General features: G+C 56.2%; 15 protein-coding genes. 9 read left to right on the top strand and 6 right to left on the bottom strand.

Annotated features, from left to right (window positions below; all coding sequences use genetic code 11):
• Positions 1-139 precede the first annotated feature (139 nt).
• Positions 140-1,744, top strand: coding sequence for a proton-conducting transporter transmembrane domain-containing protein (locus OSO_RS0140970; protein WP_010588473.1), 1,605 nt, complete (start codon positions 140-142; stop codon positions 1,742-1,744).
• 22 nt (positions 1,745-1,766) lie between these two features.
• On the opposite strand, the gene OSO_RS0140965 is transcribed toward OSO_RS0140970, so the two are convergent.
• Together OSO_RS0140965 and smpB are read right to left on the bottom strand one after the other, a co-directional pair.
• Positions 1,767-3,077: a HEAT repeat domain-containing protein gene (locus OSO_RS0140965; protein ID WP_010588472.1), complete on the bottom strand. Its 1,311-nt coding sequence runs from the start codon at positions 3,075-3,077 to the stop codon at positions 1,767-1,769.
• A gap of 58 nt (positions 3,078-3,135) precedes the next feature.
• A complete protein-coding gene (gene smpB, locus OSO_RS0140960) occupies positions 3,136-3,624 on the bottom strand; it encodes an SsrA-binding protein SmpB (protein WP_010588471.1) in 489 nt (162 codons plus the stop codon).
• Between the two features lie 583 nt (positions 3,625-4,207).
• Here smpB and OSO_RS0140950 point away from each other — a divergent pair.
• Both OSO_RS0140950 and OSO_RS47145 read left to right on the top strand, forming a co-directional pair.
• Positions 4,208-5,467 carry an HD domain-containing phosphohydrolase gene (locus tag OSO_RS0140950; RefSeq protein ID WP_157606269.1) on the top strand — a complete coding sequence of 420 codons (1,260 nt, stop codon included), beginning with the start codon at positions 4,208-4,210 and terminating at the stop codon, positions 5,465-5,467.
• Between the two features lie 130 nt (positions 5,468-5,597).
• Positions 5,598-7,943 (top strand): ATP-binding protein, encoded by a 2,346-nt coding sequence (locus OSO_RS47145; protein WP_010588469.1) that lies wholly within the window; start codon positions 5,598-5,600, stop codon positions 7,941-7,943.
• A 150-nt stretch (positions 7,944-8,093) separates the two neighbouring features.
• On the opposite strand, the gene OSO_RS0140935 is transcribed toward OSO_RS47145, so the two are convergent.
• The gene (locus OSO_RS0140935) at positions 8,094-8,567 is read right to left on the bottom strand and encodes a hypothetical protein (protein ID WP_010588468.1); all 474 of its coding nucleotides are present in this window, start codon (positions 8,565-8,567) and stop codon (positions 8,094-8,096) included.
• A 567-nt stretch (positions 8,568-9,134) separates the two neighbouring features.
• On the opposite strand from OSO_RS0140935, the gene OSO_RS0140925 reads away from it, so the two are divergent.
• Complete coding sequence (locus OSO_RS0140925; RefSeq protein WP_010588467.1) at positions 9,135-9,719, top strand: hypothetical protein; 585 nt, start codon at positions 9,135-9,137, stop codon at positions 9,717-9,719.
• Between the two features lie 59 nt (positions 9,720-9,778).
• Here OSO_RS0140925 and OSO_RS0140920 read toward each other — a convergent pair whose 3' ends face one another.
• From OSO_RS0140920 to OSO_RS0140910, 3 genes are all read right to left on the bottom strand, one after another.
• Entirely contained in the window at positions 9,779-11,272 is a 1,494-nt protein-coding gene (locus OSO_RS0140920) for an MFS transporter (protein ID WP_010588466.1), read from the bottom strand.
• Between the two features lie 319 nt (positions 11,273-11,591).
• Positions 11,592-14,396, bottom strand: coding sequence for a WD40 repeat domain-containing protein (locus OSO_RS0140915; protein WP_083843102.1), 2,805 nt, complete (start codon positions 14,394-14,396; stop codon positions 11,592-11,594).
• A 58-nt stretch (positions 14,397-14,454) separates the two neighbouring features.
• Positions 14,455-15,636, bottom strand: coding sequence for a M24 family metallopeptidase (locus OSO_RS0140910; protein WP_010588464.1), 1,182 nt, complete (start codon positions 15,634-15,636; stop codon positions 14,455-14,457).
• Between the two features lie 1,009 nt (positions 15,637-16,645).
• On the opposite strand from OSO_RS0140910, the gene OSO_RS0140900 reads away from it, so the two are divergent.
• The 5 genes from OSO_RS0140900 to OSO_RS0140875 all read left to right on the top strand — a co-directional run bounded on the left by OSO_RS0140900 (position 16,646) and on the right by OSO_RS0140875 (position 24,108).
• Positions 16,646-19,633 carry a vitamin B12-dependent ribonucleotide reductase gene (locus tag OSO_RS0140900; protein WP_390512122.1) on the top strand — a complete coding sequence of 996 codons (2,988 nt, stop codon included), beginning with the start codon at positions 16,646-16,648 and terminating at the stop codon, positions 19,631-19,633.
• Positions 19,634-20,128: 495 nt separating this feature from the next.
• Positions 20,129-20,806 carry an OmpH/Skp family outer membrane protein gene (locus tag OSO_RS47140; protein ID WP_010588461.1) on the top strand — a complete coding sequence of 226 codons (678 nt, stop codon included), beginning with the start codon at positions 20,129-20,131 and terminating at the stop codon, positions 20,804-20,806.
• Between the two features lie 271 nt (positions 20,807-21,077).
• A complete protein-coding gene (locus OSO_RS0140885; protein WP_010588460.1) occupies positions 21,078-21,959 on the top strand; it encodes a UDP-3-O-acyl-N-acetylglucosamine deacetylase in 882 nt (293 codons plus the stop codon).
• A gap of 102 nt (positions 21,960-22,061) precedes the next feature.
• Positions 22,062-22,910 carry an acyl-ACP--UDP-N-acetylglucosamine O-acyltransferase gene (lpxA, locus tag OSO_RS0140880; protein ID WP_010588459.1) on the top strand — a complete coding sequence of 283 codons (849 nt, stop codon included), beginning with the start codon at positions 22,062-22,064 and terminating at the stop codon, positions 22,908-22,910.
• A 112-nt stretch (positions 22,911-23,022) separates the two neighbouring features.
• Entirely contained in the window at positions 23,023-24,108 is a 1,086-nt protein-coding gene (locus OSO_RS0140875) for a Gfo/Idh/MocA family protein (RefSeq protein WP_010588458.1), read from the top strand.
• Positions 24,109-24,112 lie beyond the last annotated feature (4 nt).

Here is a 24,112-nt window from a genome sequence, read left to right as displayed (position 1 = left end):
GTTGCACGCCGTCTGCGAGTTGACTTCGATTGAACCGGCCTTTGCGAGTTGGAATGACCGGCTGGTCTTGTCTGTTCGTTGAATCTGAACGTGATGCTGCCCTATGCCGCTTCCCTTACCGCCGATGATCTTACTTGCGATGGCAAGTCTGAACATGATCACAACGCGGTTGCTGAGGATCCCTGAAAAGTCGCTTCATGGGCCGTTTCTCTTGTTGGGACTCGTGCTGGCGTCCGGATTTCTGCTCTTCGAACGCCAGTCGCAGGGTGTACTTCCAGGCAATAGCGACACCGAATCGATCTGGGCGCAGGACACCCTGTCCGCGGCCGAGCAGTGGGTCGTGCTGTTATTTGGAGCTCTCGCGGGACTCGCAACCTGGGATCAGGCGACCGACGAACGGACCGAGCCAGGATCAAGCGGATACGTCTTGTTTTTGCTGGCCGGATTGATGTTCGCCGCATGCGCAAACGATTTCCTGACGATGGGCCTGTCGATCGAAATCGTGAGCCTTGCGTTGCGCGGGATAAGACTTCGGGAGCGCGACGCAACCCGACACCCGGGTGCCCAGACCGAACGTGTCGATGACCGCCTCCGCTGGCTGTCTTCGGCATTCATGTGGTATGGCATCGCGCTGATGGCGAATAGCACGGGCACAACTCAGTTGAATGCGACCCGACTGATCCTTGTCGACGCCTACGCCCCTGGTGGCGAGCAGACTTCGATTGGCGCGCCTTCGAAGATGATCTTACTTGCCGCGGGACTGATCATCGTCAGCCAACTGGCACGCATGGGACTGGTTCCGTTCCATTTCGGACTTGGCCTCAATCGCTCGGATCAACGGCTGAAGTTGACGGGGTTAACCATCCTGGCCCAGCAACTCGCAGGCTCAATTGTCCTCACGCGATTGTGCAGCGTCACGTTTGCAGGTTTTGATCAATCTCTCAGTACGCTGTTGACAGCAATCATCCTCGTAAACTTTGTCGTGGCGAGTGTGATGTCGTCACGAGCCGAATCACCGGGAGTTCGTTCGCTGCCACGCTGGCTGGGCGGATTGGTTCTGCTTCAAAATGGCTGGCTGAGCATCGGATGGATGCTGGCGGCGGCGGAATCCGGGCATCCGCAATTTCGTGCCGCAGCCACGCACCCGCTACCCGAAACAATGTCCGTGCTCGTGCTGACGCAATTGGCGGGACTACTTTCTTGCGGCGGAGTCTTCTGGGTCTTGTGTACATTGGCGAGAAAAGACCGTGACGTGGAGTTCATGGAAGATCTCAAGGGACTCGGCCGGACGGCACCGATCAGCGCCCTGTCGTTAACTGTGGCCCTCGCCAGCACGGTTGCGATCCCTTGGACTGCCGGTTTCTGGGTACGCTGGTTGACCCTGCTTGCGGTCCATAACTTGCATGCAAAACACGAATCGCCGGTCTTCTTGCCGGAACCGGCAATTCGCTTTGTCATCCTGATGGGAATCCTGGCCACTCTTTTTGTCGCCAGAATCGCCGTCCGATTGATGCGAGAAACGTATCTCGAAGCACCACACATGCGTCCGGTGATCTCAGGCACGCGAGGACCATTTCTCGCTGCCGCCATTGCTGCGACATTGACGATCATGCTGGGAATTGCCCCCCAATTGGTCTTGCGACCACTGGCTGGAATCCAACCACCGCACCGAGCCGTATCCAATGGAAAGATGATGGGGTCGGGCTTGACACCTGTCGGAATGAGGCCCGATCGATCGCCGTGAACGGCACGCCAGGGCTGCCCGGTCAAAAATCGTCATCGTCGTCGTCAGAATTCGAATACTCCCCACGCGCACCGGCTTCCAGAATCGCGCGACCGGCAGCGATCGTGCGTTCTTCAGGCGCCCGTGAGTCGGAATTCATTTCCAATTCCCAACAGCAGTGAAGGGCATAGACGTCTTCAGCCGCCATATCGAAATTCGTTTCATTGAACAGCGAATAGGTGATGCTGCCACACATTCCCAGGCCGCATTCATCCGACTCACCAGCCTCGTCAGCAACAAACCGGTATCGAAATAACCAAAGTTGTCGCACGTCATTGGTGGGTGGCCAAAAGATCTCGCGCGTGTCGTACAATTCGATCTCATCCGGCGGACGACCGAACTCTTGTGGATCAGACAGCCAATCGCACAGATCGGCGATCGCACGAAAGTCAGGTTCATTCGCGGCATCGGGAATGACATCCTCACGGCCAAGCTCTTCCAGATAAGCACATGCCGTCGTCGAGAAATTGCGATCGAGACAGAGCCTGACGAGAAACTTCAGCCCGGCTTCGCTGCCGAGATGCGCGGAAGCCCATGCCGCCTCCATCTGCACGGCGGAATCAGGATGGTCCATGGCGAGTGCCAGAAGCTGGACGCGCTGTGGTTCGCTAATGAAGGGCAGTGCACCCGCAGCGCTATGGGCAAAACTGAACTCGTCTTTATCGCTGCTCCTCAGCCAATAGCGAAGTTTCTGAGTGCCGTCGTGCGAATCGAATGGATGCCCCGTAATCAGCTCTTCGCGTGCCAATCGATTGACCCAGTCGAGAAAGGCGATACTGGCAAAGCCGTCGGGCAACGGATCGCTCAATCGCTCGATCAAATCGGGAACTGCCGGATCGAGATCGCCGAGTTGCTCGAAGATCACCGACCACAGATACCCTTCACGCAGGATGGGATGATACGCGGCCTGAACCAACCGATCGAAGCCTTCCTCCAATCCATAGCGTGCAAAGATTTTGATCGCGAACAGAAGTTCGTTCTGCTGGTCTTCAGACTGCGGCAAACGCGCATCATAGGCTTGAATGAGCAGCGGAATGCCGCGTCGCACCAGGTACTGAAATGGCGTCACACTGGTCACAGCCTGAAACAACGAAACAAGCTGATGAAAGGGCGCGTGGGTCCCAGGCGGCTCGACGGGCAACTGCACGTACGATTCCATCGCGTCGACCAACGCCTCGGCATCTTCTACGGATTCGATCTCGTAGTGCTCGAGTTCATTGAGCGACTCAAACAGGTTGCCTCCTTCAGCCAGCCCTTGTTCCAAAGCAACCTGCAATGGAGTTTTTTTCACCATCAGTATCTATCTCACTTGATTGCCGCAATTCCGGATTGATGCCACTCGCTGGACTGATTCAGTCGTCTTGCCGACGCAGCGCCTGTCGGATCTCGCGATTCGCATCGTGTTCCTTCAGTTTTTCACGCTTGTCGTGACGCTTCAGGCCCTTGCCGACGGCGATGGTCACTTTCACATTTCCGCGAATCAGATGAACATCAAGCGGAACGATCGCCAACCCCTTCTGACTGGCCACTTCGGCAAATTTGCGAATCTCACGGCGGTGCATCAAAAGCTTGCGTTGACGCTTCGGATCGTGATTCAAGTAGGTCGCCTGGGGATATTCGGCAATGTCGCAACCGACCAGCCAAACCTCGCCGCCTTGCACGCGAACCCACGCTTCTTCGATCGAGATCTTGTTGTTACGGACGCTCTTGACCTCGCTGCCGTGCAGCATGATCCCGCATTCGAGCGAGTCTGTGAGCTCGTATTCGTGTTTGGCCTTGCGATTACGGCAGACAACGCGTTCGAGCGAGTAGTCGGGTTTGGTTGGATCGGGCTTGGCCATATTTCATCTCGGGAAATCGCACCAGTGGTTCACTTGAACCGGGCGCAAATAAGTCCTCGTCGGACCTTTGATTCTTCTGTAACTGATTATCAAGCATCTTCTTAACAGAATCGATACTCGCGATTTCAGCGGTCCATTCTAGTCGTTGGCCGCCCGACAGTGATATGCGACAAGCCATCATTTCCCATGGGAATTCTGGGTCGCCAATTCCAGACAAACGAGTTCCACCCCCACATCCACCACGGTCGCAGGAACGACGAAGTGAGAATTTGCCCACCGTACGAACCTGGTTGCGGGCAACAATCAGCGCCATTTTGTCCTGAAGCGAGCTTCGGGTGCGAGTTACCCAAGAATCCAGCAGGCCCGACGAAACATTCACTACGATCGACACAATGCAACTCGACAGAGAAGACGGCAAAGTTCCTTTGGAGACCCTGTCGTTTTGTGAACGTTTCGCTTTTTCAACGGTGCAAGTCATGTCGTTGCGGAAAGCGAACTAGATTCGCGTGCGGGGCAAGTGGAATGCATCACGTTTGATGCGATCGAATCCCTGTTGGGGCATTTTGAACAGCGGAGTCTGCGAATGGGCCAGTCCATCTCGGCGATGTCGACAAGTTCAAACGTTGAAAAACTACTGGATGACATCGAACATGGATTCAGTTCGCTCACACAGGGCGGGGAAACTCGCTTTGGTGCGAAAGCGTTTCCACCTGCCGTCGACGCCGAAATCGCAGCCCAAACCAAGATTCTGATCGTCGATGACGAACCCATCAACGTCAAAGTTTGCCAGAAGTATCTGAACGAACTGGGCTACAAACGCTGTATTGGACTGTCGGATGCCACTCGCGCCGTCTCGCAAATTGCGGAAGAGATGCCAGATCTCGTCATTCTGGATGTGATGATGCCGGTCGTGTCGGGCGTAGACATTCTTCGCCAACTGCGATCGAAGCCGGAACTCAGTCATATTCCTGTCCTCATCTTGACGGCCTCAACCGACCGCAGCACGAAGCTGACGGTCCTCGAGTACGGGGCGTCCGATTTTCTCACGAAACCGATCGATCCGAGCGAACTGGCGCCGCGCGTCCGGAACGTGCTGACCGTCAAGCAGCATCAGGACAGTCTAAAAAATTACGCGCAAACGCTGGAAGCGGCTGTTCAGCAACGAACGCTGGAACTGGAAGCTTCGCGCCAAGACGTCATTTTCTGCCTGGCTCGCGCCGTCGAATATCGGGACGACGTGACCGGCCGACATGTCGAACGGGTTGGCCAGTACGCCGGTTTGATTGGACTCGCCTTGGGCTGGAGCGAACATGATGCACTGATGCTCGAGCAGGCGGCTCAGCTGCACGATGTCGGTAAGGTCGGCGTTCCGGACGAAGTTCTGCTGAAACCCGGCAAACTGACGCCGGAGGAATTTGAACAGATGCAGCGTCACACGCTGTTCGGAAAGCGAATCGTCGAACGCATGGGAGACCGCGAGTCGACGAGACTGCGCCAGCATGTATTGATTGGATCGCGCATTCTGGATGTTCCTCGCTCACCCCTGCTGACAATGGCAGCTCGGATCGCTCTAACGCACCACGAACGATGGGATGGAACGGGATATCCCCTGGGGCTTGCCGGTGAGGATATTCCGATCGAAGGTCGTATTACTGCGGTCGCCGATGTGTTCGACGCACTCAGCAGTCGCCGTCCCTACAAGCCGGCCTACCCCATCAGCAAGTGCTTCGAAATCATCACGAACGAGAGCGGCAGCCACTTCGACCCGAAGATCGTCGACACATTCATTTCCCAGCGCGATCTGATTGTTCAGACACAAATCGAACTAGCAGACCCCGAGTGACCCAGATTGCCGATGGCAGCAGCCTGATGAAACCAACTCAAACATCCCCACTGCAATGTGAACACGGCATCTGATGGCGGGTTGGATGTCACCAGCCTCCAGTTACTCCGCAGGATGGCAGGAACGGGCAATGCTTTGGATTCAGAATCTCGAACTCAAAAAGAAGCTGGTCCTGCTCGCCGCCGTTTCCGGCACGATGGCGCTCCTAATGGCCTGTACGGGGTTCATCTGGCATGACCTGAGGCTGTTGCGATCGGCTCAGATTGAAGAACTTCGATCGAAAGCAGAACTGCTGGCATTCGCCGGGCTTGCGACGGTTGAGAAACCCGGGAATGATGCCGCACGATCCATGCTGATGCTGGTCAAATCGCATCCGTCCGTGGCGACCGTAGGCTTGTTCTCCAACACAGGAACGCCGCTGACATCCGATCTGCCGGCAGGAACGCAGACGGATCCTATCGCACTTCCTATCGAACACGATTCGTATCGCTACACCGAATTTGGTGAACTCGAATTGTTCTATCCGATGATTGAGCGGGGCCGCGAAGTCGGCGTCGTTTATCTGAAAGCAAACATGCGCGAGTTCTACGAGCAGGCCCGTAGTCATGCGACAATGATCGTGATCCTGACGCTCTGCTCGCTGGCCGTCGCGCTGCTGTTCGGTTCGATGATGCAGTCGTTGATCTCGCGCCCCATCCTGCAACTGGCGGACGCCGCCCGAAACATCACAACCAATGGCGACTATACGATTCGTGTCACCACCGATTCGCGCGATGAACTGGCTGTTCTCTACAGGTCGTTCAACCAGATGGTTCAGAAGATTCAGACGTCGCAGTCGGAACTGAAACAAGCGCGCGATGAAATGGAAATTCGCGTCGAACAACGTACGCGTGAACTGCAAGACGAAATCTCGCAACGCGAAACAATTCAACAGGAACTGGTTCGCGCCAAGGAAGCCGCCGAGGCGGCCAGCCTGGCCAAAAGCCGGTTTCTGGCGAATATGAGCCACGAAATTCGTACGCCACTGAACGGGATTTTGGGCTTCGCCGACTACATCGTGATCCATGATCACAGCCTGAAGGAAGCGGATCGACGAGACTACCTTAGGACGATCAAACGATGTGGTGAGGGCTTGCTGGTCCTGATCAACGACATTCTGGACCTGTCGAAGATTGAGGCCGGCCAAATGGATTTTGAACGGGTCCGTTTTTCACCCCATGGCGTGATTTCCGACGCCATTTCGATCCTGCGCCCCAAAGCACGCGAAAAAAATCTCAGTCTCGAATACCGCTGGGATGGCGTCGTGCCCGAATCGATCGAAAGCGATCCCCTTCGCCTGCGACAACTGCTGATGAACCTGATTGGTAACGCAGTCAAGTTTTCCGAAACCGGGGGCGTCAACGTCGTCGCACGAATTGACCCCGCGTCGCGGACGCTCGCCATCGATGTCATTGATACCGGAGTGGGTATCCCCGAAGAAACACAGACCGCGCTGTTCAATCCGTTCACACAAGGTGACAGTTCGGTGACCCGCCGATTCGGAGGCACGGGCCTGGGCCTTTCCATCTGCAAGAGCATCGTCGAAGGATTGGGGGGCGAGATTCGATACAAGAGCGAACAGGGACAGGGCAGCACGTTTTCGTTCACTGTCGATACCGGTTCGATGGACAACGTGCGCATGTCTTCGTCTCCGCTCGAAGATATCGTGATGGACGAACCAAGCACCGCCGATTCAATCTTGAAGCAATCGATTCGTTCGAAGCGGATTCTGGTGGCCGAAGATGGCGAGACGAATCGTAAGCTGATTCGATTGTTACTCGTCCGATCAGGTGCCGATGTGGTTCTCGTCGAGAACGGCCTGGAAGCGGTTGTTGCAGTCCGCAACGAGCAGTTTGACCTGATTCTCATCGACATGCAAATGCCGATTATGGACGGCTACTCGGCCACCGCGCAGCTACGAGCAGAAGGATTCACCAATCCAATCGTCGCCTTGACGGCACACGCCATGCGCGGCGATGAAGAGCGTTGTCTGCAGGCAGGTTGTACGGAATATCTGTCGAAGCCGATTCGGCAAGAATTGCTCCTTGCCAGAATCATCGCGCTCCTCTCAGGAAAAAACGTTGATGTCGAGCCCGGCGACGTAACCGCGCCCCGGCCAAAAGATCACTCTGATTTGATCGTTTCGGAATTGCCCATCGAAGAACCACCGTTTGCGGAACTCGTGCGTGAGTTCGTCGAACGCGCACACGACAAAATGTTCGAGATGCAGAGCGCCTACCAATCAAACAACCGAACTCAGCTCAAAGAACTCGCGCACTGGATGAAAGGGTCCGGCGGAATGGCGGGATTCCCAATGCTGACCGACTGTGCCCGCGAACTCGAAGTGGTCGTCAAGAACTCACTCGACGACCGAATTGAAGAGAAACTCACGATGCTCGAATCGCTCGTTCACAGACTTCAATCACCGCAAGCCTAGTCAAACAGCCCCAATGGGCTCTGGCGGATGCGCGAGCGTCGCCCGCCAGAACGCCTCCTTGTCACAACCAAGCAGGCGATTCAAGCAAATCATCGGCGTGCTGACGTGATGCGATCTGCTTGAATCATCGCGTGTCAATTGAAATGGGCCTCACCAGGGGAAATTGGTGTTTCGGTTGTAGACCGCACGACCGGGGTAGTACCAGGGAGCCCGGTAGTTGTAGTACGGAAAGCGGTAGTGTCCGTGCAGATCTTGACGGTGAAACCCTGGACCAAAATGATCGTAGTAGGGATTTCCGGTGACGACATACTGCCCGCCCGCGGGATCGTGGTAGTACGCAGGCGATCCCACTCGCGGTTCGTAGCCCCCGGGTGCCCAGTGCGGACCGGCAGAGTTGTAGTCGTCATAGGCAGACGGGCCGGTGCCCACCGCCGTAGCCCCATACCCACCAGGTGAGCCAGCATAGCCAGGCGCACCGCCCCACGCAGCGGCGGAAGTGGGAGTGTAGGTGGAAACAACGGGTGAAGGAGGAACCGAGCAGTTACATCCTGCTTGCGACGCCGGTGCCATTACTGCGACCGCAGCCGCGGCCAAAAACATGCGACACGATTTCGAGATCAACATAGCGCGAGTGTCTCCACAGGGGAACATTGCCGGGGGATTATTTTGAGGGACTTGGGACCTCGGACTGGCCTCAATCGTCTCGTCGTTCTCTGTTGGCAGATTGCGTGTGAATTCAGATTCGAAGCTCCACTCGAAGGCTCTCAATATGAGGTGAATTCACGACACACCCCCTAAAGTTTGCCTAAGACACACAAACAAACCGCGACAGACTGCAGGTTTTGCGTTCGTCCGCGGCGAGCGTCATGTGGAGATAACCAAACCTAACCCCTGATGATGGAGCATCTGGAGGCAAACTGGACATCACGAGCGGAATCCCGTCCCGACCTGACGGCTTCTAGCGACATCGCGGTTCAATCTGTCAGTAGCGATCCCGAAACAATTAGCGTTCAGCCCAGAACTCAGGAAGATTCGCTCAAGGAGCGCCGATAGCGACAAGGTGATTTAGGAAATCAGCCGCAGAAACTCATCCAGAGACTGTGCTTGAGTGCTTCGATCGGCATCATGACCGATCGACCCATCAACCGATCAAGCGGCATGGCCGCGGAATAGACACGGAAGGATAGATCCATGCCGAACGGCCTCATCAATCTTGCGGTCGGACTTGCAATGCAGGTCGGTTCCCCCGGCCCATCGGAAATGCCAAACGCTCCTGTGCCAGCTCGTGCGTACGGGCAATACGGGTTTGAAGGTTCCGCAGAGCAGCACTACGCGTCCGATTCTCAGATGAGCTGGGTGCATGGCTACTTCCAAGAAATTCCCGCTTACGGCGGTCATGGCGTCTTCCGTCCGTACAATTACAAAGATGTGCTTTCTCAGTCGCAAACGGCGGCGGGTTGGGGAGAACGCCCCTCAATGCCGTACTCGCAACAGTTCTGGCACAAGTACCACGATCAGGCGACCATGCTGAAGGTGTCGCGGTATCAACCGGCCCATGTGCCCTACGGGTACGTTCAGCCCGTGGCTCAGCAGCATCCATCCTGGGTCGCCCAACCAACGGGACTGCACGTTCCAGCCCAACAAATGGCATATCCGCAGGTTCAGCAACCGGCGTTTCAGCACACCGTCACGGTCCCCGGCAACCTGCCAGAAACATTGCTGCCACCGACGATGCCCTCGACGGGTGAACTGAATCAGATTCAGTATCGCCGCTAGGAACCGGCATTCATCGACAGGGCGCTCAACGATACCCTGTGGGAACATTAGAACCGTGGTCACATAGGCTGAGACCGGCGCGGACGTAATCTCCGCGCACGTTTCGGCGCTGGGACTCGCGCATGGCCGCCCGGAATGTCCGCTCCTAGGCCCTGACTTGTGCCATCGATCACGGAACCGGTTCGAAGCCTTCGCTTTGTAATGACTCTGACTCGGGCGAAGACACGTGTCCTGCGGACTTCCATCCGTTCGAGCGTGTCTCGAGCCATTTCCTGAACAACGTCCCAAGTGTGACGTGCGCTTGGCTCATTGACGTAGCGGGTCATCAGCAACGCCACCCATCGCAGGGCGATGCTCGCCAGAAACATGATCTGAAACTGCCCCAGCGTCCAGCCGAGGACATTCCACTGCGTCCCTGAAAGCTGCTGCATCACCAGCCCGGCCAGAATGGAGGTTAACCCTCCAACAACCCCCGCCACGGCTTGAGTCGCGGCAATGTACATCGTGCGATTCTCGGACGGTGAATTCTTGATCATGAAGCCGTTATTGGCGATCAAGATTCCGGCATTCAGTGCGGCATCCAGCATGAAACACGGGGCCAGGACCCAAAAGGCAATGGACGGAGATGGGGGGATCAGAAGCAGCGCGAGCATATTGCTGGACTTGAGCGCAACACACATCACGAGCACCGGCTGCGAACCATGGGCATCGGCCCAACGACCTAGCGTCCGGGAAAACATGGCGCCGCCGACCCAGGAGATGGTCCAGAGCAGCAGCACATGAAACAGATCCATGCCGACTTCTGACAGAAGATAAAGGCTGATAAACGGAGCGCCCGCCATCGCGGCAAAGTTCCAGAAGCACATGAAGCCGATATAGCGACGAAATTCGCTGCTGTGAAAGGGCTCGGTCAATACTTTCATCAATCGCGGCGACGGCGCCTTCTGCACAGGTGGTTCCGCAACCTTGAAGAACAGCAACAGGTCAATCACGCCGCACAGCGTTCCGATGCAAGTCATGACGGCATAGCTGATATCAATGGGCAGCCCGGATTGGTGAACGAGAAACGCGGCGGCGCACAGCGATCCGGCCGCCGCAATTTGTGTCCACAACTGGCGTTGCCCCCAGAAACTGCTAAGCCCCTTATGAGGCAGATAATCGCCCATCCAGCTCAGCCATAATGGCGAACTGAAATGAAGCAATCCCTGATTGATTGCGGTGGTGATCAGCAACGTCCAAACCCAGAACTGATCGGACATTTCTGGAAAGAGCCAGGGCCCCAGCGCGGTCGGCAACAGCATCAAACGATGCGTCATCGCCGCCCAGAACCATAACCGACGACGATAGGCGAGGTGGTTCACCACGACGGCGGACACAAACTGCATGAACAACATCAGCGTTGGCATGGCGCCCAGGATGCCAATGTGAAACTCATTCGCACCCAGTGCTCGAATGTATTGGATCGTCGCCGGAGATGTTGTCAGTTGGGTATAGGCTGCGGCAAGACAGCCAGCGAAAATGATCGCTCGCTTCGCACCTTTCAATGACCACACAATGATTCATCCAGTGGTATGTCGACAACTCGCGAGGCAATGACCTCGCTCAGTCGATCGGCGGGAGGGGTATTCTAGGGGAGGACGGACTTCTACCACAGACCCGACTTTGGGCAAAGACCGATTTTGATCGGAAAACCGCAGTAAATAGGGCAATTTTCAGATGACAAAGTCGAGATGTCGAGCGGAATTTATGACGGGGTAAGCAGTTGCAAATCGAGACAAATCGTATGCCCGACGCGGCTCGACCAGTCCAGAAAGATCTGTCGCCCCGATTTCTGGGGCGGGATTCGATCCGCTCAGTGTCGCACACTCACAACTACTTTTCAGCCGCGGCCTTAAGTGGAACCATCCGCATCTCTGCGACGTATTCGTCCAGGCGATCAAGCGTGGCATCCTTCTTTTCGCGGCGCAGCCAGGTACCGTACGAGATCCGAACCGGCGCCGCCGGCAGTGGTTTCGACCATAGCAACCCATCGCCGCTAACCATCGCCGCGGTCTTCTTCCCGTTCATCCGAATTCGGATTTGAAGTTCGGCTTTCGCTTTATTGAATGTCGCCAGAACATAGTCGTTGCTCACCACACCGCCTTTTTCAAGCTTCCAGCCAAGCGGCGCGAGCGAGTTGGCGAACTGATCGGCAAGATCTGGCGGGCTAACGTCACTCAGCTCAAACAAGATCTGCTTCTGATCGACCTCGAACTTGACCGCGGTGGCGGCTTTCGGCAACGGCACGTCGGCGGCCTCAAGCCCACCTTTTCCTGCTCCGTCGTCCTTGTTCAGCTTCTCCAACTGCCACGACGAACGTTCGGCTTCACCGACGATGATGCGGGTACCGCCGTCCGGTTGAGCCACCAAGCGAATCAGCACGTCCTGCTGGCCACGAATGAACGGCATGAAGCCACGGTCCTCTTTGAAACCTCGCCCGGATTCTCGCGCAATCCATTCATCGGCGGCCATTTCCTTATCATAGAATTCGGCCGTTTGCTTCAGATCCATCTTGGTGTTCGCCACCAGTTGCAACTCGGTGGAATTGTCGAATTCAATCCAACCGGCATCGGAAGGAATCGGCAATGACTTGCTGGTGATCTGCGTGCTCACCTGAACGGAAAATTCATCCGGAGCGTCCGCCGGGCGGCTGATGAACAGCGTCAGAATGCTGCCTTCTTGAATGAACGACATCATCCGGCCTTCAGGGTCCTCTTGGCTTGCCGCCGCCAATCGAGAATAGGGTGTCCAGCCGGCGGTGTGCAGCAGTTTCAACAACCCCACTTCGACGTCAAGTAGTTCGGCTTTCGTGCGATACATGACTGACGAGAACGAGCTGAAGGTGCTTTGCGATGGAACCGGCTTGAAGGAAGGAACCTGTCGCACATCGAAGTTTCCCAAAAGTTGCAAGTTTATCTGCAACTGTTTGTCCTCCCCCGTCCCCGGTGTGAACGTCGCATTCAACTGACAGCTTTCTTTTTGAAACGTCACTCCAGGCGTGGAAGTGTTGGCCTGCACCACTTCCTTCCAGCCGGCGTTTCCGAGCGTGAAGCGATAGAACTGCTCAGCCTCCTCCGTCGTGACGGGCGCCGAGTATCCGAGAATCCCAACGTCACCCCATTGCGGTACGGCACCCGGCAATTTGGGAAACGAACGAAGATCGATGACACGCTGAAGCTGGGGAAAACTGAACGGCTTACGCGGGCTCACAGGATTCGATTGGGGAACCGGCTGCAGCATTGCGGTCAGACCAAGAGACGTCGCCTGCTCATCAGTACCCCAGATCCGAATGCGACCGATCTCGGACACGATGAACAGCGCGTGACTATTCGGAATCCATTGCAGTCCGGTGGTCCGACCGCCGTCCGCATCAATCACTTGAACAACCTGGCCCGTCGCAGCATCCCAGATACGAATGTTTGAATCTCGTGAATACGTCGCAATGAATTTTCCATCATGCGAAAAATCGATCAGGTGCGCCCCGGCGCCAATCAGTGGACGATCCGTCAGCGACGACGTCTTGACATCCCAGAATTGCACTTTGGATTCCTGGTCGCCGAACGCAATTCGTTGCCGATCAGGCGATAGCCCCAATGAAGGCCCGGTAATGTAGGCCGTCGTCAATACATTCTCTTTGGCCCCTTGCTCAACATTCCAAATACTTGTTTCACGGCCGGCCCCCACCAGTTGCGTTTCTGACAAGAACGCTATCCGGGCCAGTTCATGATCGCTGACCTTCCCGCTACCAACTTTCTTGCCGTCGGACACCTGCCAGAATCGGACTTCTCCAGAGTAACTGGTTGTTGCGAGCGTCTGTGAATTTGGAGAAAACGCCAACTGAAGTAGTCGTGCATCATGAGCGCGAACTTTCACGGCCTCTTTCAGATCGGCAAGGTTCCAGATGCGGAGAAACCCTTTCTGATCACCGGCTGCCAGCCAATTTCCATCCGGGGAAATCGCCACTGCGCGAATCGGTCGTTCGATTTCGATCCCCTTAATCTCCGCCAGTAAATCGACCGACGGCTCGCTGTCCGCGATGCTCCAAACCGTCAATTTGACGCCGCCCAGCACGAATCGTTTTCCATCTGGACTGATTGCCGCACTGTGCACAAAGGCATCGCCAAATCCGTCGTAACAGGTCAGCATCCGCAAAGGGGAATACGCCGGAATCGCCCATTTCGCAATTTGTTCCGCAGTGGGGACGGCCAACCGTTTGGAAGCCGCATTGGACTCCTTCGGGCTGACTGACTTCGGTGCCTGTGCCAATGCGTTTGACTTGGTCGAAGCCCCGTTCTCCTTCGTTGACGCCTGAGCATCTCCCGCTGGTGACTCCCCCCCCGATGACGCCGCGTGGACCTCGTGGGACGGCCTTGGTTCGGACTGCCCAGCGACAGCCGTGCTGGAAGACGTTTCCGTCGCAACAGCCGCCACAGGATCATCGGACTCGCCCATGTGCGACGTTGATTTCGCTGGCACCTTGGTTCCGCATCCCGCGGAAAATGCGATCACCAGCATCACGACCGGGCCCCAATTCAAACCCCGTCGAGTTGCCGTATGGAAAACGGTAGACTCAGCGACTTGATGGAGAAATCGCTTCAAAACACGCTGACCTAAGAGATCTGAAAGCCTGCGAGACATCCTGAGATCCTGACGGTTGATCGAGTTGATGGTGAGAAGAGAATGGAGCGAACCACGCTCAGAAAGCTTTGAGAATCGGAATGACGGAAGTCTGAAGCGTTCCTGCCGTCACATGGACTTGCCGTTGATGATCGACGAATACGTTGACTTCGCTACGAATCCCAAACTCAGGCAAGTAGATTCCCGGTTCAATCGAAAAGCAGCAACCGGGAAGAATGCGACGGGTCTCGTGCGTTTCCAGATTGTCGATGTTGGCCCCGTTCCCGTGGGTCTCCTGACCGATACTGTGACCCGTACGGTGGACAAAATATTGCCCATACCCCGCGTGCTCAATCACCCGCCGTGCGGCATCATCGACTTCGTATCCTTGCAGCGTTTCGTTCCGGGCGAATCGCTCTTTGACGAGCTGAATCGCCGCGTCTCGGGCCGCAGCCACGATCAAGAAGATCGCTTCGTACTTCTTTGGAACGGATTCCCCTACGAAACCGACTCGGGTTAAATCACTGTAGACGGCACGTGGCTGGTTAAGCTTCGCCCACAAATCAATCAGGACAAAATCGCCTGCTCGAATTGGTGCCTCGCCAGTTTCGTAGTGGGGGTCGCCACTGTGCGCATTGACCCCCACGATGGGCGGGTGATACGTCGTCAGGCCATGCTTGTCGAAATGTTCCATAATCGTGGCACTCACGGCCGATTCCGTGGTTTCGCCATTTGCACGGACTGCGGCCGCGATCATCGCCCATGCCGCCGCATACGCCGAATCGGTATGACGCCCCGCTTCGAGATGCATGGTCCACTGAGCGTCGTCCCAGACGGCTTCGAACATCTGAATCAAGTCGCCCGACGACACGACTTCGACACCAGATCTCCGAACGAGTTCCACCGTTCCCGCATCGACGCGCGAGATGTAGGGAATTCCATTCAGCGGTGAATACTCCATCGCGACCCGCGGACACCCGGAGACCAGGGCGGCGATCCCCGCTTCAAATTCCTGCCACTTGAGATAAACCCGTTTCTCTCCAGGCAGATGATCCAGCGCCCCGTCCTCGATCCGATGAACCAGTTTCTTCGGCGCACCCGTTTTCGGAATCAAATACGCCCATCGCCGCGAACCGTCTGGACCGTCTGGAAATTGAAGAATGCGACGAGCCAGCACGTTGCTCGCCCGAAAGTCGTAGAACAGCCAACCATCGAGTTGACTCTCTCGAAGTGCGGATTGGATGGCGGCGACATCAAACATGGTGCTCGTACCGATTGGAGAAACAGCAGAAATACGCCCCGTAGGGCAGGCAAGACCCCACACAACCGAATTATGGCGTTGCACGCGCCATTCGAACACATCGCCGCACTGAATCCCGCGAATATCGGTTGACCGCCTTCGAAAACGAGAACAGTGAATTCGTACCCGAGTGAGGCAATTATCCTGCTTCAGCCCCCTCACGAAAGTGCCACTCATCCAGCATTCCACTCTGCTGTCCACCCCCGCGCGAGATGACGACGATCCGTCCATCCCAGCGAAGCATCAAAGCAGAATTGATTCATCAATTAGCTCGTTTGCGAGCAGGCCCATAAACCTTCAGGTGTCGCTCACAAACCCGTCAGTGCAGATCGGGTGTGCCACTAGGGATTGTGGCTGAAACGCCACGTCCCACACCAGAGCCCTGACCGTGAGGCGACGCCTAGTACACCATTCAACGCAAACCCACAATGCAACGCAACATAATAACCCATAATACTTAGCAGCGCCATCAACATGCCATGTACACCACAGATTCACGCAAAGCGTTGCCGATCAGCAACACGGACCGTCATCAAAACCGGATCTTCCCTGCATTTGATGAATGAATTTGTAATTTTTTCACAAGTAAATTAAGTCGAAGTTCGACTTCAAGTTAAGCTTGTCGTCTTGATGGCGGGAACACATTGCCCGAATTGAGACTGTTGACTTTCGGAGTCGCGATTTTTATTGTGGCGACGTACCGTCCGTCACCAGATGTAGCGTCAATTTCACATCAGGACCGCTACCCGTAGTGCCGATGAGAGATAACAGTCACAACCTCGTTTTCTAATTTCTCCGGCTAAATTTCTTCACGCCATCTGCCAGGCTGTGGCAGTTTTTTGACTCTGGATATTGAGGAGCGTGCATGATGCACCAGTCCAATGGAATGACTTCTTCCGGCTCGTCTGCGGCCACGACTGCTCCCAGCGGTCAAAACCTTTCTGGTCGCCCCTTGCCCGAAACCCGCGCCATGTCGGTGCCCCCACGTTTTTGCCCGGCTGATACAGATCCGTTTACGACCGTCGAATGGGACTACCGAACGGCGGCGATTAAGGACGAAACCGGTAAGGTCCTATTCGAACAGACGAATTGCGAAATCCCCGCCACATGGAGCCCTTTGGCCACAAACGTTGTGGTTTCGAAGTACTTCTATGGCGAACACGGTACACCCGAACGAGAAACCAGCGTCAAGCAGGTGATCCATCGCGTGGCGCGAACCATCGCCGATTGGGGTATTGCCGGCGGATACTTCGCGAGCCTTGAAGACGGCGAAAACTTCTATCGCGATCTCGCCTGGATGTGTTTGCACCAATACGGCTCGTTCAATTCGCCCGTCTGGTTCAATGTCGGCCTGTACCACCAGTACGGCGTCACGGGTGCACGAGGCAACTACTACTTTAACCCGGCCACCCAGCAGGTCGAACGCCCAGAGACATCGTACGAGCGCCCACAAGCCTCGGCCTGCTTCATTCAGTCGGTCGATGACAACATGGAAGACATCATGCGTCTCGCGACCAGCGAGGCGATGCTGTTCAAGTTTGGTTCGGGAACCGGTACCGACCTGTCTACCATCCGTGGTTCACGCGAAAAGCTTTCGGGTGGGGGAACCCCCTCGGGCCCGCTTTCGTTCATGCGAGTCTACGATCAGATCGCAGCCGTCGTGAAATCCGGTGGAAAGACCCGTCGCGCCGCTAAGATGCAGTCGCTGAAAGACTGGCATCCCGACATCCTGGAATTCATCCAGTGCAAGAATAAAGAAGAGAAGAAAGCCCGCGTTCTGATCGATAGCGGTGAGTACGACGCCAATTTCAATGGCGAAGCCTATTCCTCGATCATGTTCCAGAATGCCAATCTGTCTGTTCGATTGAGCGATGAGTTCATGCGAGCGGGCGAAGAAGGCAAGACCTGGAAGACCCGCTGGGTGACCGATGCAACCAAATTTGGCCCCGAGTACGAAGCCAAGTATATTCTGCGTCAAATGGCCGAAGGGGCCTGGGCCTGTGGTGATCCTGGCGTCCAGTACGACACGACGATCAATCGCTGGCATACTTGCCCGAATTCGGGCCGGATTAATGCCTCGAACCCCTGTTCGGAATACATGTTCCTCGACGACACCGCATGTAACCTGTCGAGCCTCAACCTGCGAAAGTTCCAGCGTCCCGAGGGGACATTCGATGTCGAGCGGTTTCGTTCCGCAGCCTCGATCTTCATCACGGCACAGGAAATCCTGGTCGACAATGCCAGCTATCCCACGCCGACCATCGCCAAGAACAGCCACCTGTACCGCCCGCTGGGCTTGGGCTACGCCAACCTGGGCAGCCTGCTGATGTCGATGGGCATCCCCTACGACAGCGACGCCGGCCGCGGGATTGCGGGCGCCTTGACGGCCCTGCTGACGGGCCAAGGCTACTTGATGTCGAGCCGCATTGCGGGCTACCTGGGTCCCTTTGCAGGCTACAAAGAGAATGCCGATCCAATGCTTCGCGTCATGCGGATGCATCGTGACGCTGTCGATCGTATCGATACCTCGTGCCCCGAGTACCTGCGCGATGCCGCAGGAAAGGTCTGGGATGAATGTGTCGATTCCGGTCGGAAATTCGGGTACCGCAATGCCCAGGCGACGGTTCTCGCTCCGACGGGCACCATCGCGTTCATGATGGATTGTGACACGACCGGGATCGAGCCCGATATCGCGCTGGTGAAGTACAAGCAGCTCGCCGGTGGCGGAATGATGAAGATCGTGAACCGAACAGTTCCACTGTCCCTGAAAACACTGGGATATGATTCCCCGGAAATCGATCGCATCGTCAAGCACATCGAAGACACCGAAACGATTGAAGGCGCTGCCGATCTGAAGCCCGAACATGTCAGTGTCTTTGACTGTGCATTCAAAGCCAACAATGGTACACGCACGATCCACTGGAAGGCACACGTCAAGATGATGGCGGCTGCACAGCCGTTCTTGTCGGGCGCGATTTCCAAAACCGTGAATATGCCGAACGAAAGTACCGTCGAAGACATCGAAAAAGCCTACCTGGAAGGCTGGCGACTGGGCCTGAAAGCTCTCGCGATTTATCGCGACGGTTCGAAGCAAAGCCAGCCGCTGTCGACAACGAAAGAAGGTGACCGCAAGAAGGGCGGAGCCAACAGTGGCGATCGACCGGCACGTCGCCGACTGCCCGCCACGCGACATTCGCTCACCCATAAGTTCTCGGTCGGCGGACACGAAGGCTACATCACGGTGGGACTGTTCGAAGACGGCACCCCCGGTGAGTTGTTCATCAGTATGGCGAAAGAAGGAAGCACGATCGGCGGTCTGATGGACGTCATCGGCACCGAGACGTCCATGGGCCTGCAGTACGGGGTTCCGCTGGAAGTTCTGGTCGAAAAGTTCTCGCACTCGCGATTTGAGCCGAGTGGATGGACGCAAAACCCAGACATTCCAAACGCCAAGAGCGTCGTCGATTACATCTTCCGCTGGTTGGGAATTCAGTTCCTGCCAGGCTTCCGCGAAGCCAACGTGCCCAAGCGTCCTGACGCGTCCGGGCATGATGGCGAGAGCGAGGACGCCGCGGAAAGTCATCGTCCGGCCGAAGTCGCTTCGAACAAGGCAACGCCTGCGACTTCGGCCCCTGCAACCAATGGCCATGCGACGAATGGTCAGACCAGCAATGGTCATGCAGGTTCGAATGGCCGCTCAGCAAAGGGCCACGGTGGAAACGGCCACAGTTCAAATGGCCAGGCAAACGGAAAGACACCAGTGGCGATTGCCCAGCGACTAACATCGTCACTGAAAGTGCTGCAGCCAAGTGGGGCGGACACGACCGTGAATCGCAATCAGCAGTTCGCCAAGTTCCAGTCCGACGCGCCCAGTTGCAGCAACTGTGGAGCCATCACGGTCCGCAACGGCAATTGCTACCTTTGCCACAACTGCGGCACCAGCCATGGTTGTAGCTGAATTGAACTGACCGGAACGGCCGTCCCTGTCGAGATCTCAATCGACAGGTGTGCGGGGTTCCTGAACAGAAGTGAAACGCGAAACACCGACCGCCGACGGCTGATGGAACGGTTGATGACGCGGTACTCGGGACGCCCCGGTTCATTGGATATTGAACCGGGGCGTTTTTGTTGCCTTTGCCTTACTCTGTCTGGCACAGATAACGAAGTGCGTAAGAACATTAAAGCAAAAGACTTACAAACCAGAAGAACTCGATTCGTCAAAGTTTCAGCAGAGGGGCATCCGGCGAATCCTGCCGACTTTCGTCAAAATCAAAAAAACTGAGGATCAACCGGGAATCCCCACCCGACTTCATCTTGACGAGATTTCGGCGCTGTGCAGAATACCCAAGCGATTTTATCCATCCTTCGCGAACCGGGGACACGGTTTCGGTGGTGGATACGACAACACAAGACGAGTCCCATCCCTTCGGCCACGCAAAGGAGTGCATCCGCCGTGAAGAAAGTCATCGTTTCCGCATCCGCAATCGCCTTATTGGCTGGATTTCTTACGTTGACTCGGGACGCTTGGAGCGAGCCGAGCAAACCCGCAGCGGGCGCCGTCGAACCTCACAAGGTTGCGCTGATCGACATGGCCTATGTTTTCAAGAACTACACGAAGTTCGAAACTCTTCGTGAAGAACTGAAGGCAGAAATCCAGTCGAGCGAAGAGAAGGCCAAGGCCACTCAGCAAGAAACGGCCCGGATGCAACAAGAGATGAAGACCTTTACTGAAGGCAGCCCAGAATACACGAAGGCCGAAAAAGCTCTCGTGAAGATGGCTGCTGAATTCGAAGGTTTTCGCCGTGAAAAATCGCGCGAGTTCCTGAAGAAGGAATCGCAGATTTACTTGCAGGTCTACAACGAAGTTTCGGAAATGGTGAAGAACTATGCCCAACACTTCGGCTACACCTTGGTCATGCGATTCAACCGCGATGACCTGGACACCGAAAACCCACAGCAAATTCTGCAGAACATGAACCGCCAAGTTGTCTACTACCGTGAAGACGACGATATCACGCAGAAGATTCTGGCCGCACTAAACAAGAAGTTGAACAAGGACACCCCAGCCGCAACGAAGCCTGCTCGTGCGACAGACGAAGCCAAGCGTCCTGCCCCAACAACCAAGAAGTAATCGAGCCATTCGGACAAAGGTCCGATGACTGCGATCAGATCGTGAGTTGTCGGACCGGCCGAAGTCTTCTCGCGGATGTGCGATTGAACGAGTTCTCGCTCGTCAAAACTCCTGACCACACTGCGAAAGCGTTGACCTGACCGACCCTGGAATGACTCCAGGGTCGACTTATATCCCCTCTGCTCTTGTTCGCAATTCGACAAGACCGTGATTGCTCGTCACGGCGCGCTGACAACAGCCACTTGCTCGTGACGACTCGCAGGGACCGAACATGATTCAAAGAAACCAGCGCACACTCAATCGTCCCGCGAAATACTGTGGCGTCGGATTCTTAACGGGCGCCGATGTCACGTTGAATTTGCTACCCGCCGACGAAAATGATGGAATCCGTTTTCAACGTCTGGATTTACCGGGAACCGAGCCAATTCCCGCAACGCTCGATCATGTCATTCCACGCCAGAGGCGAACGGCGATTTCCAACGGTGCCGCGACCGTCGAACTTGTCGAACATGTCATGGCGGCATTGGCCGGACTGCAGATCGACAACTGCCTGGTCCAATTGAACGCCCCTGAACCACCGGGTGCCGACGGATCATGCCTGCCGTTTGTTCACGCCATTCTGGATGCAGGGATTGCCGAACAATCCGCTCCACGTGACGTGTTGGTGCTCAGCGGCGAATCGCGGATTCAGTCTCCATCAGATGGCACCGAGATTTCTGCGGCGCCCGTCTTCCGACGAACGCTGGTGGTCACCTACGAACTGGACTACGGCCCTCGATCTCCGATCAAACCGCAACTGCTGACATTCGAGTATTCCCCCGAAAGCTTTGTGGCCAACATCGCCTACGCCCGGACATTCGTCCTGGAAAGCGAAGTCGCGGCGCTCAAGTCACAGGGCTACGGCTCACGCGTCACTGAAAAAGACCTGCTGATCTTCGGCCCCCACGGCGTCATCGGCAACGCGCTTCGCGCGACCGATGAATGCGCACGACACAAAATCCTGGACTGCATCGGCGACTTTGCGCTACTGGGCTGTGATCTCCACGGCCACTTCCGTGCCTACCGAACCGGCCATAACCACAACCATGCGATTTGCGAACAGGTTCGCCTGCCACGACAACAGAAAGCGACCCCACTTCGCAGGGCGGCATAATGTGATTTCGATCGCCGCTGAATCGAGACAAGACAACGAACGCGAACTGCCAATTCACATCAAAACTCGATTCACGAGAATTGTTTTCTCAAGGACCACACCATGACGCGAAACATCTCACCACTCTCACAAGTGGACCCCAAAGCCGCGATCGGCGATGACGTCGAAATTGGTCCGTTTTGTGTCGTCGGCCCGCATGTGACGATCGGAGCTGGCTGCAAACTGGACAGCCACGTGGCGATCGTCGGGCATACCTCGATCGGTGAACGCAATCGTTTCTTTCCTGGTGCCGTCATCGGCGGCGAACCCCAGGACATCGGCTACAGCGGCTCTGATACCCGCGTCGTCATCGGTGATGACAACCTGTTTCGCGAAGGTGTCACCGTGAATCGTGGCGCCGACAAAGAGGACGGAATCACGCGCGTCGGCAATCGCAATTTTCTCATGGCGAACACACACGTCGCACACAACTGCCATGTTCACAATAACGTGATCCTGTGTAACGGCAGCCTGCTCGGTGGACATGTTCACGTTCACGACTTCTCGATCGTGTCCGGGAACTCCGTCGTCCATCACTTTGCGACACTGGGAACCGGGTGTTTTCTGGCCGGCGGCTGCCGTGCCCCCCAAGATATCCCTCCTTACATGCTCGCCGCAGGCAGTGACAGCCCGGAAATCGTGACCGTGAATGTCGTCGGCATGCGTCGGCGCGGTATTTCCGAAAACGCGATTTCGCTCGTCCGTCAGGCCCACAAGCTTATCTTCCGCGAACATCTGAAACTGGAAGAAGTTCGCACCAGACTGCTCGACAAAACCGAAGGCGTCCTGCCGATCGAACTGTTGACACTGCTCAATTTCTGCGAACTGTCTGCCAAAGGAAAAAATGGGCGTGCACGCGAAGCGGTTCGCAGCAGCAAGCCCGTTGCGAATGAAGAACAACGAGCGGCGTGAGACAACTTTGATTTGAGCTGCGGGCCTGTCCATGGAGCGTGACGGCAACCCAGACAGCGAAACCTCAAGAGGTGCCTGCTCCTCATTCCCAGCAGGTTGCGAAGGAACAACGATGGATCGGCTGCGTGTGGCGGTGGTTGGGGTGGGGGCTCTCGGACGACATCATGCACGGATTCTGAGCGAGCTTGAGGGCGTCGATCTGGTCGCCGTGGCCGACAGTCAGGCCGAGCGTGGGCAAGAGATTGCCGCCAAGCACCAGACGCAATGGGTCGCCGACTATCACGAACTGCTGCAAGACAATCGGATCGATGCCGTTTCGGTCGTCGTTCCGACGATCGCACACCGAAAAGTTGCTGGCGCATTTCTCGAACAGGGCATCCCCGTGCTGGTGGAAAAACCACTCGCGGGAAATGTCGCTGAGGCTCGAGAGCTGGTTGAACTCGCAAAACGACATCAGACGCTGTTGCAGGTCGGACATATCGAGCGATTCAATCCTGCTTTCATGGCCGCGGAAAAAGTCATCGCCGAGCCGAAATACTTGCGATGCGAACGCACCAGCACCTACACCTTCCGCTCAACCGATATTGGTGTCGTGCTGGATCTGATGATCCACGATATTGATCTCGTGCTCTCGTTGGTGAAAAGCCCGCTACGCGGCTGTGAAGCCTTCGGAATTGGCGTCATGGGGCAACACGAAGACGCCGCCCAAGCGCGTCTCTACTTTGCAAACGGATGCATCGCCGACATTACGGCCAGCCGGATCAGCCCGGTCGCCTCACGCTCAATGACGGCGTGGTCCGCCGCCGGCTGTGTCACTGTCGACATGCACCAGCGCGAAGTCAAGTGCTTTGCACCGAGCCACGCGTTGCGACATGGAACACCACCATTGCAGATGGCCGCTCAGCCGGGTGCTGACCTGGAAACACTGAAGAAAGGTGTCTTCGGACATTTCATCACGAATGACGCCATCCCTGTCGACAACACCGGCCCCGATGCGTTGACACAGGAACTCGCAGAATTTGTTCAGTGTGTGAAAACAGGATGCCGGCCACACGTCGGGGGTGATCAAGCTCTCGCGGCAATGATCGTCGCCGATCGGATCTTGCGTCAGGTCAAGACCCATCAATGGGACGGAACCCCCGCGGGGGCCGTCGGTGCGTATCCACACGCGACGGTTCCGCAGCGTAAAGTGGCTTGATCTC

Source organism: Schlesneria paludicola DSM 18645, from assembly GCF_000255655.1.
Classification (GTDB): domain Bacteria; phylum Planctomycetota; class Planctomycetia; order Planctomycetales; family Planctomycetaceae; genus Schlesneria; species Schlesneria paludicola.
This window is presented reverse-complemented; position numbering and strand designations above follow the sequence as displayed.

What these genes read in the sequence shown, in the direction of transcription:
- OSO_RS0140910 (WP_010588464.1), bottom strand. Translation starts at nt 15,636, where the DNA reads ATGTTTGATGTCGCCGCCATCCAATCCGCACTTCGAGAGAGTCAACTC.
- smpB (WP_010588471.1), bottom strand. Translation starts at nt 3,624, where the DNA reads ATGGCCAAGCCCGATCCAACCAAACCCGACTACTCGCTCGAACGCGTT.
- OSO_RS0140950 (WP_157606269.1), top strand. Translation starts at nt 4,208, where the DNA reads ATGGGCCAGTCCATCTCGGCGATGTCGACAAGTTCAAACGTTGAAAAA.
- OSO_RS0140970 (WP_010588473.1), top strand. Translation starts at nt 140, where the DNA reads ATGGCAAGTCTGAACATGATCACAACGCGGTTGCTGAGGATCCCTGAA.
- OSO_RS0140900 (WP_390512122.1), top strand. Translation starts at nt 16,646, where the DNA reads ATGTCGGTGCCCCCACGTTTTTGCCCGGCTGATACAGATCCGTTTACG.
- OSO_RS0140935 (WP_010588468.1), bottom strand. Translation starts at nt 8,567, where the DNA reads ATGTTGATCTCGAAATCGTGTCGCATGTTTTTGGCCGCGGCTGCGGTC.
- OSO_RS47145 (WP_010588469.1), top strand. Translation starts at nt 5,598, where the DNA reads ATGCTTTGGATTCAGAATCTCGAACTCAAAAAGAAGCTGGTCCTGCTC.
- OSO_RS0140965 (WP_010588472.1), bottom strand. Translation starts at nt 3,077, where the DNA reads ATGGTGAAAAAAACTCCATTGCAGGTTGCTTTGGAACAAGGGCTGGCT.
- OSO_RS0140915 (WP_083843102.1), bottom strand. Translation starts at nt 14,396, where the DNA reads ATGTCTCGCAGGCTTTCAGATCTCTTAGGTCAGCGTGTTTTGAAGCGA.
- lpxA (WP_010588459.1), top strand. Translation starts at nt 22,062, where the DNA reads ATGACGCGAAACATCTCACCACTCTCACAAGTGGACCCCAAAGCCGCG.
- OSO_RS0140925 (WP_010588467.1), top strand. Translation starts at nt 9,135, where the DNA reads ATGCCGAACGGCCTCATCAATCTTGCGGTCGGACTTGCAATGCAGGTC.
- OSO_RS0140885 (WP_010588460.1), top strand. Translation starts at nt 21,078, where the DNA reads ATGATTCAAAGAAACCAGCGCACACTCAATCGTCCCGCGAAATACTGT.
- OSO_RS0140875 (WP_010588458.1), top strand. Translation starts at nt 23,023, where the DNA reads ATGGATCGGCTGCGTGTGGCGGTGGTTGGGGTGGGGGCTCTCGGACGA.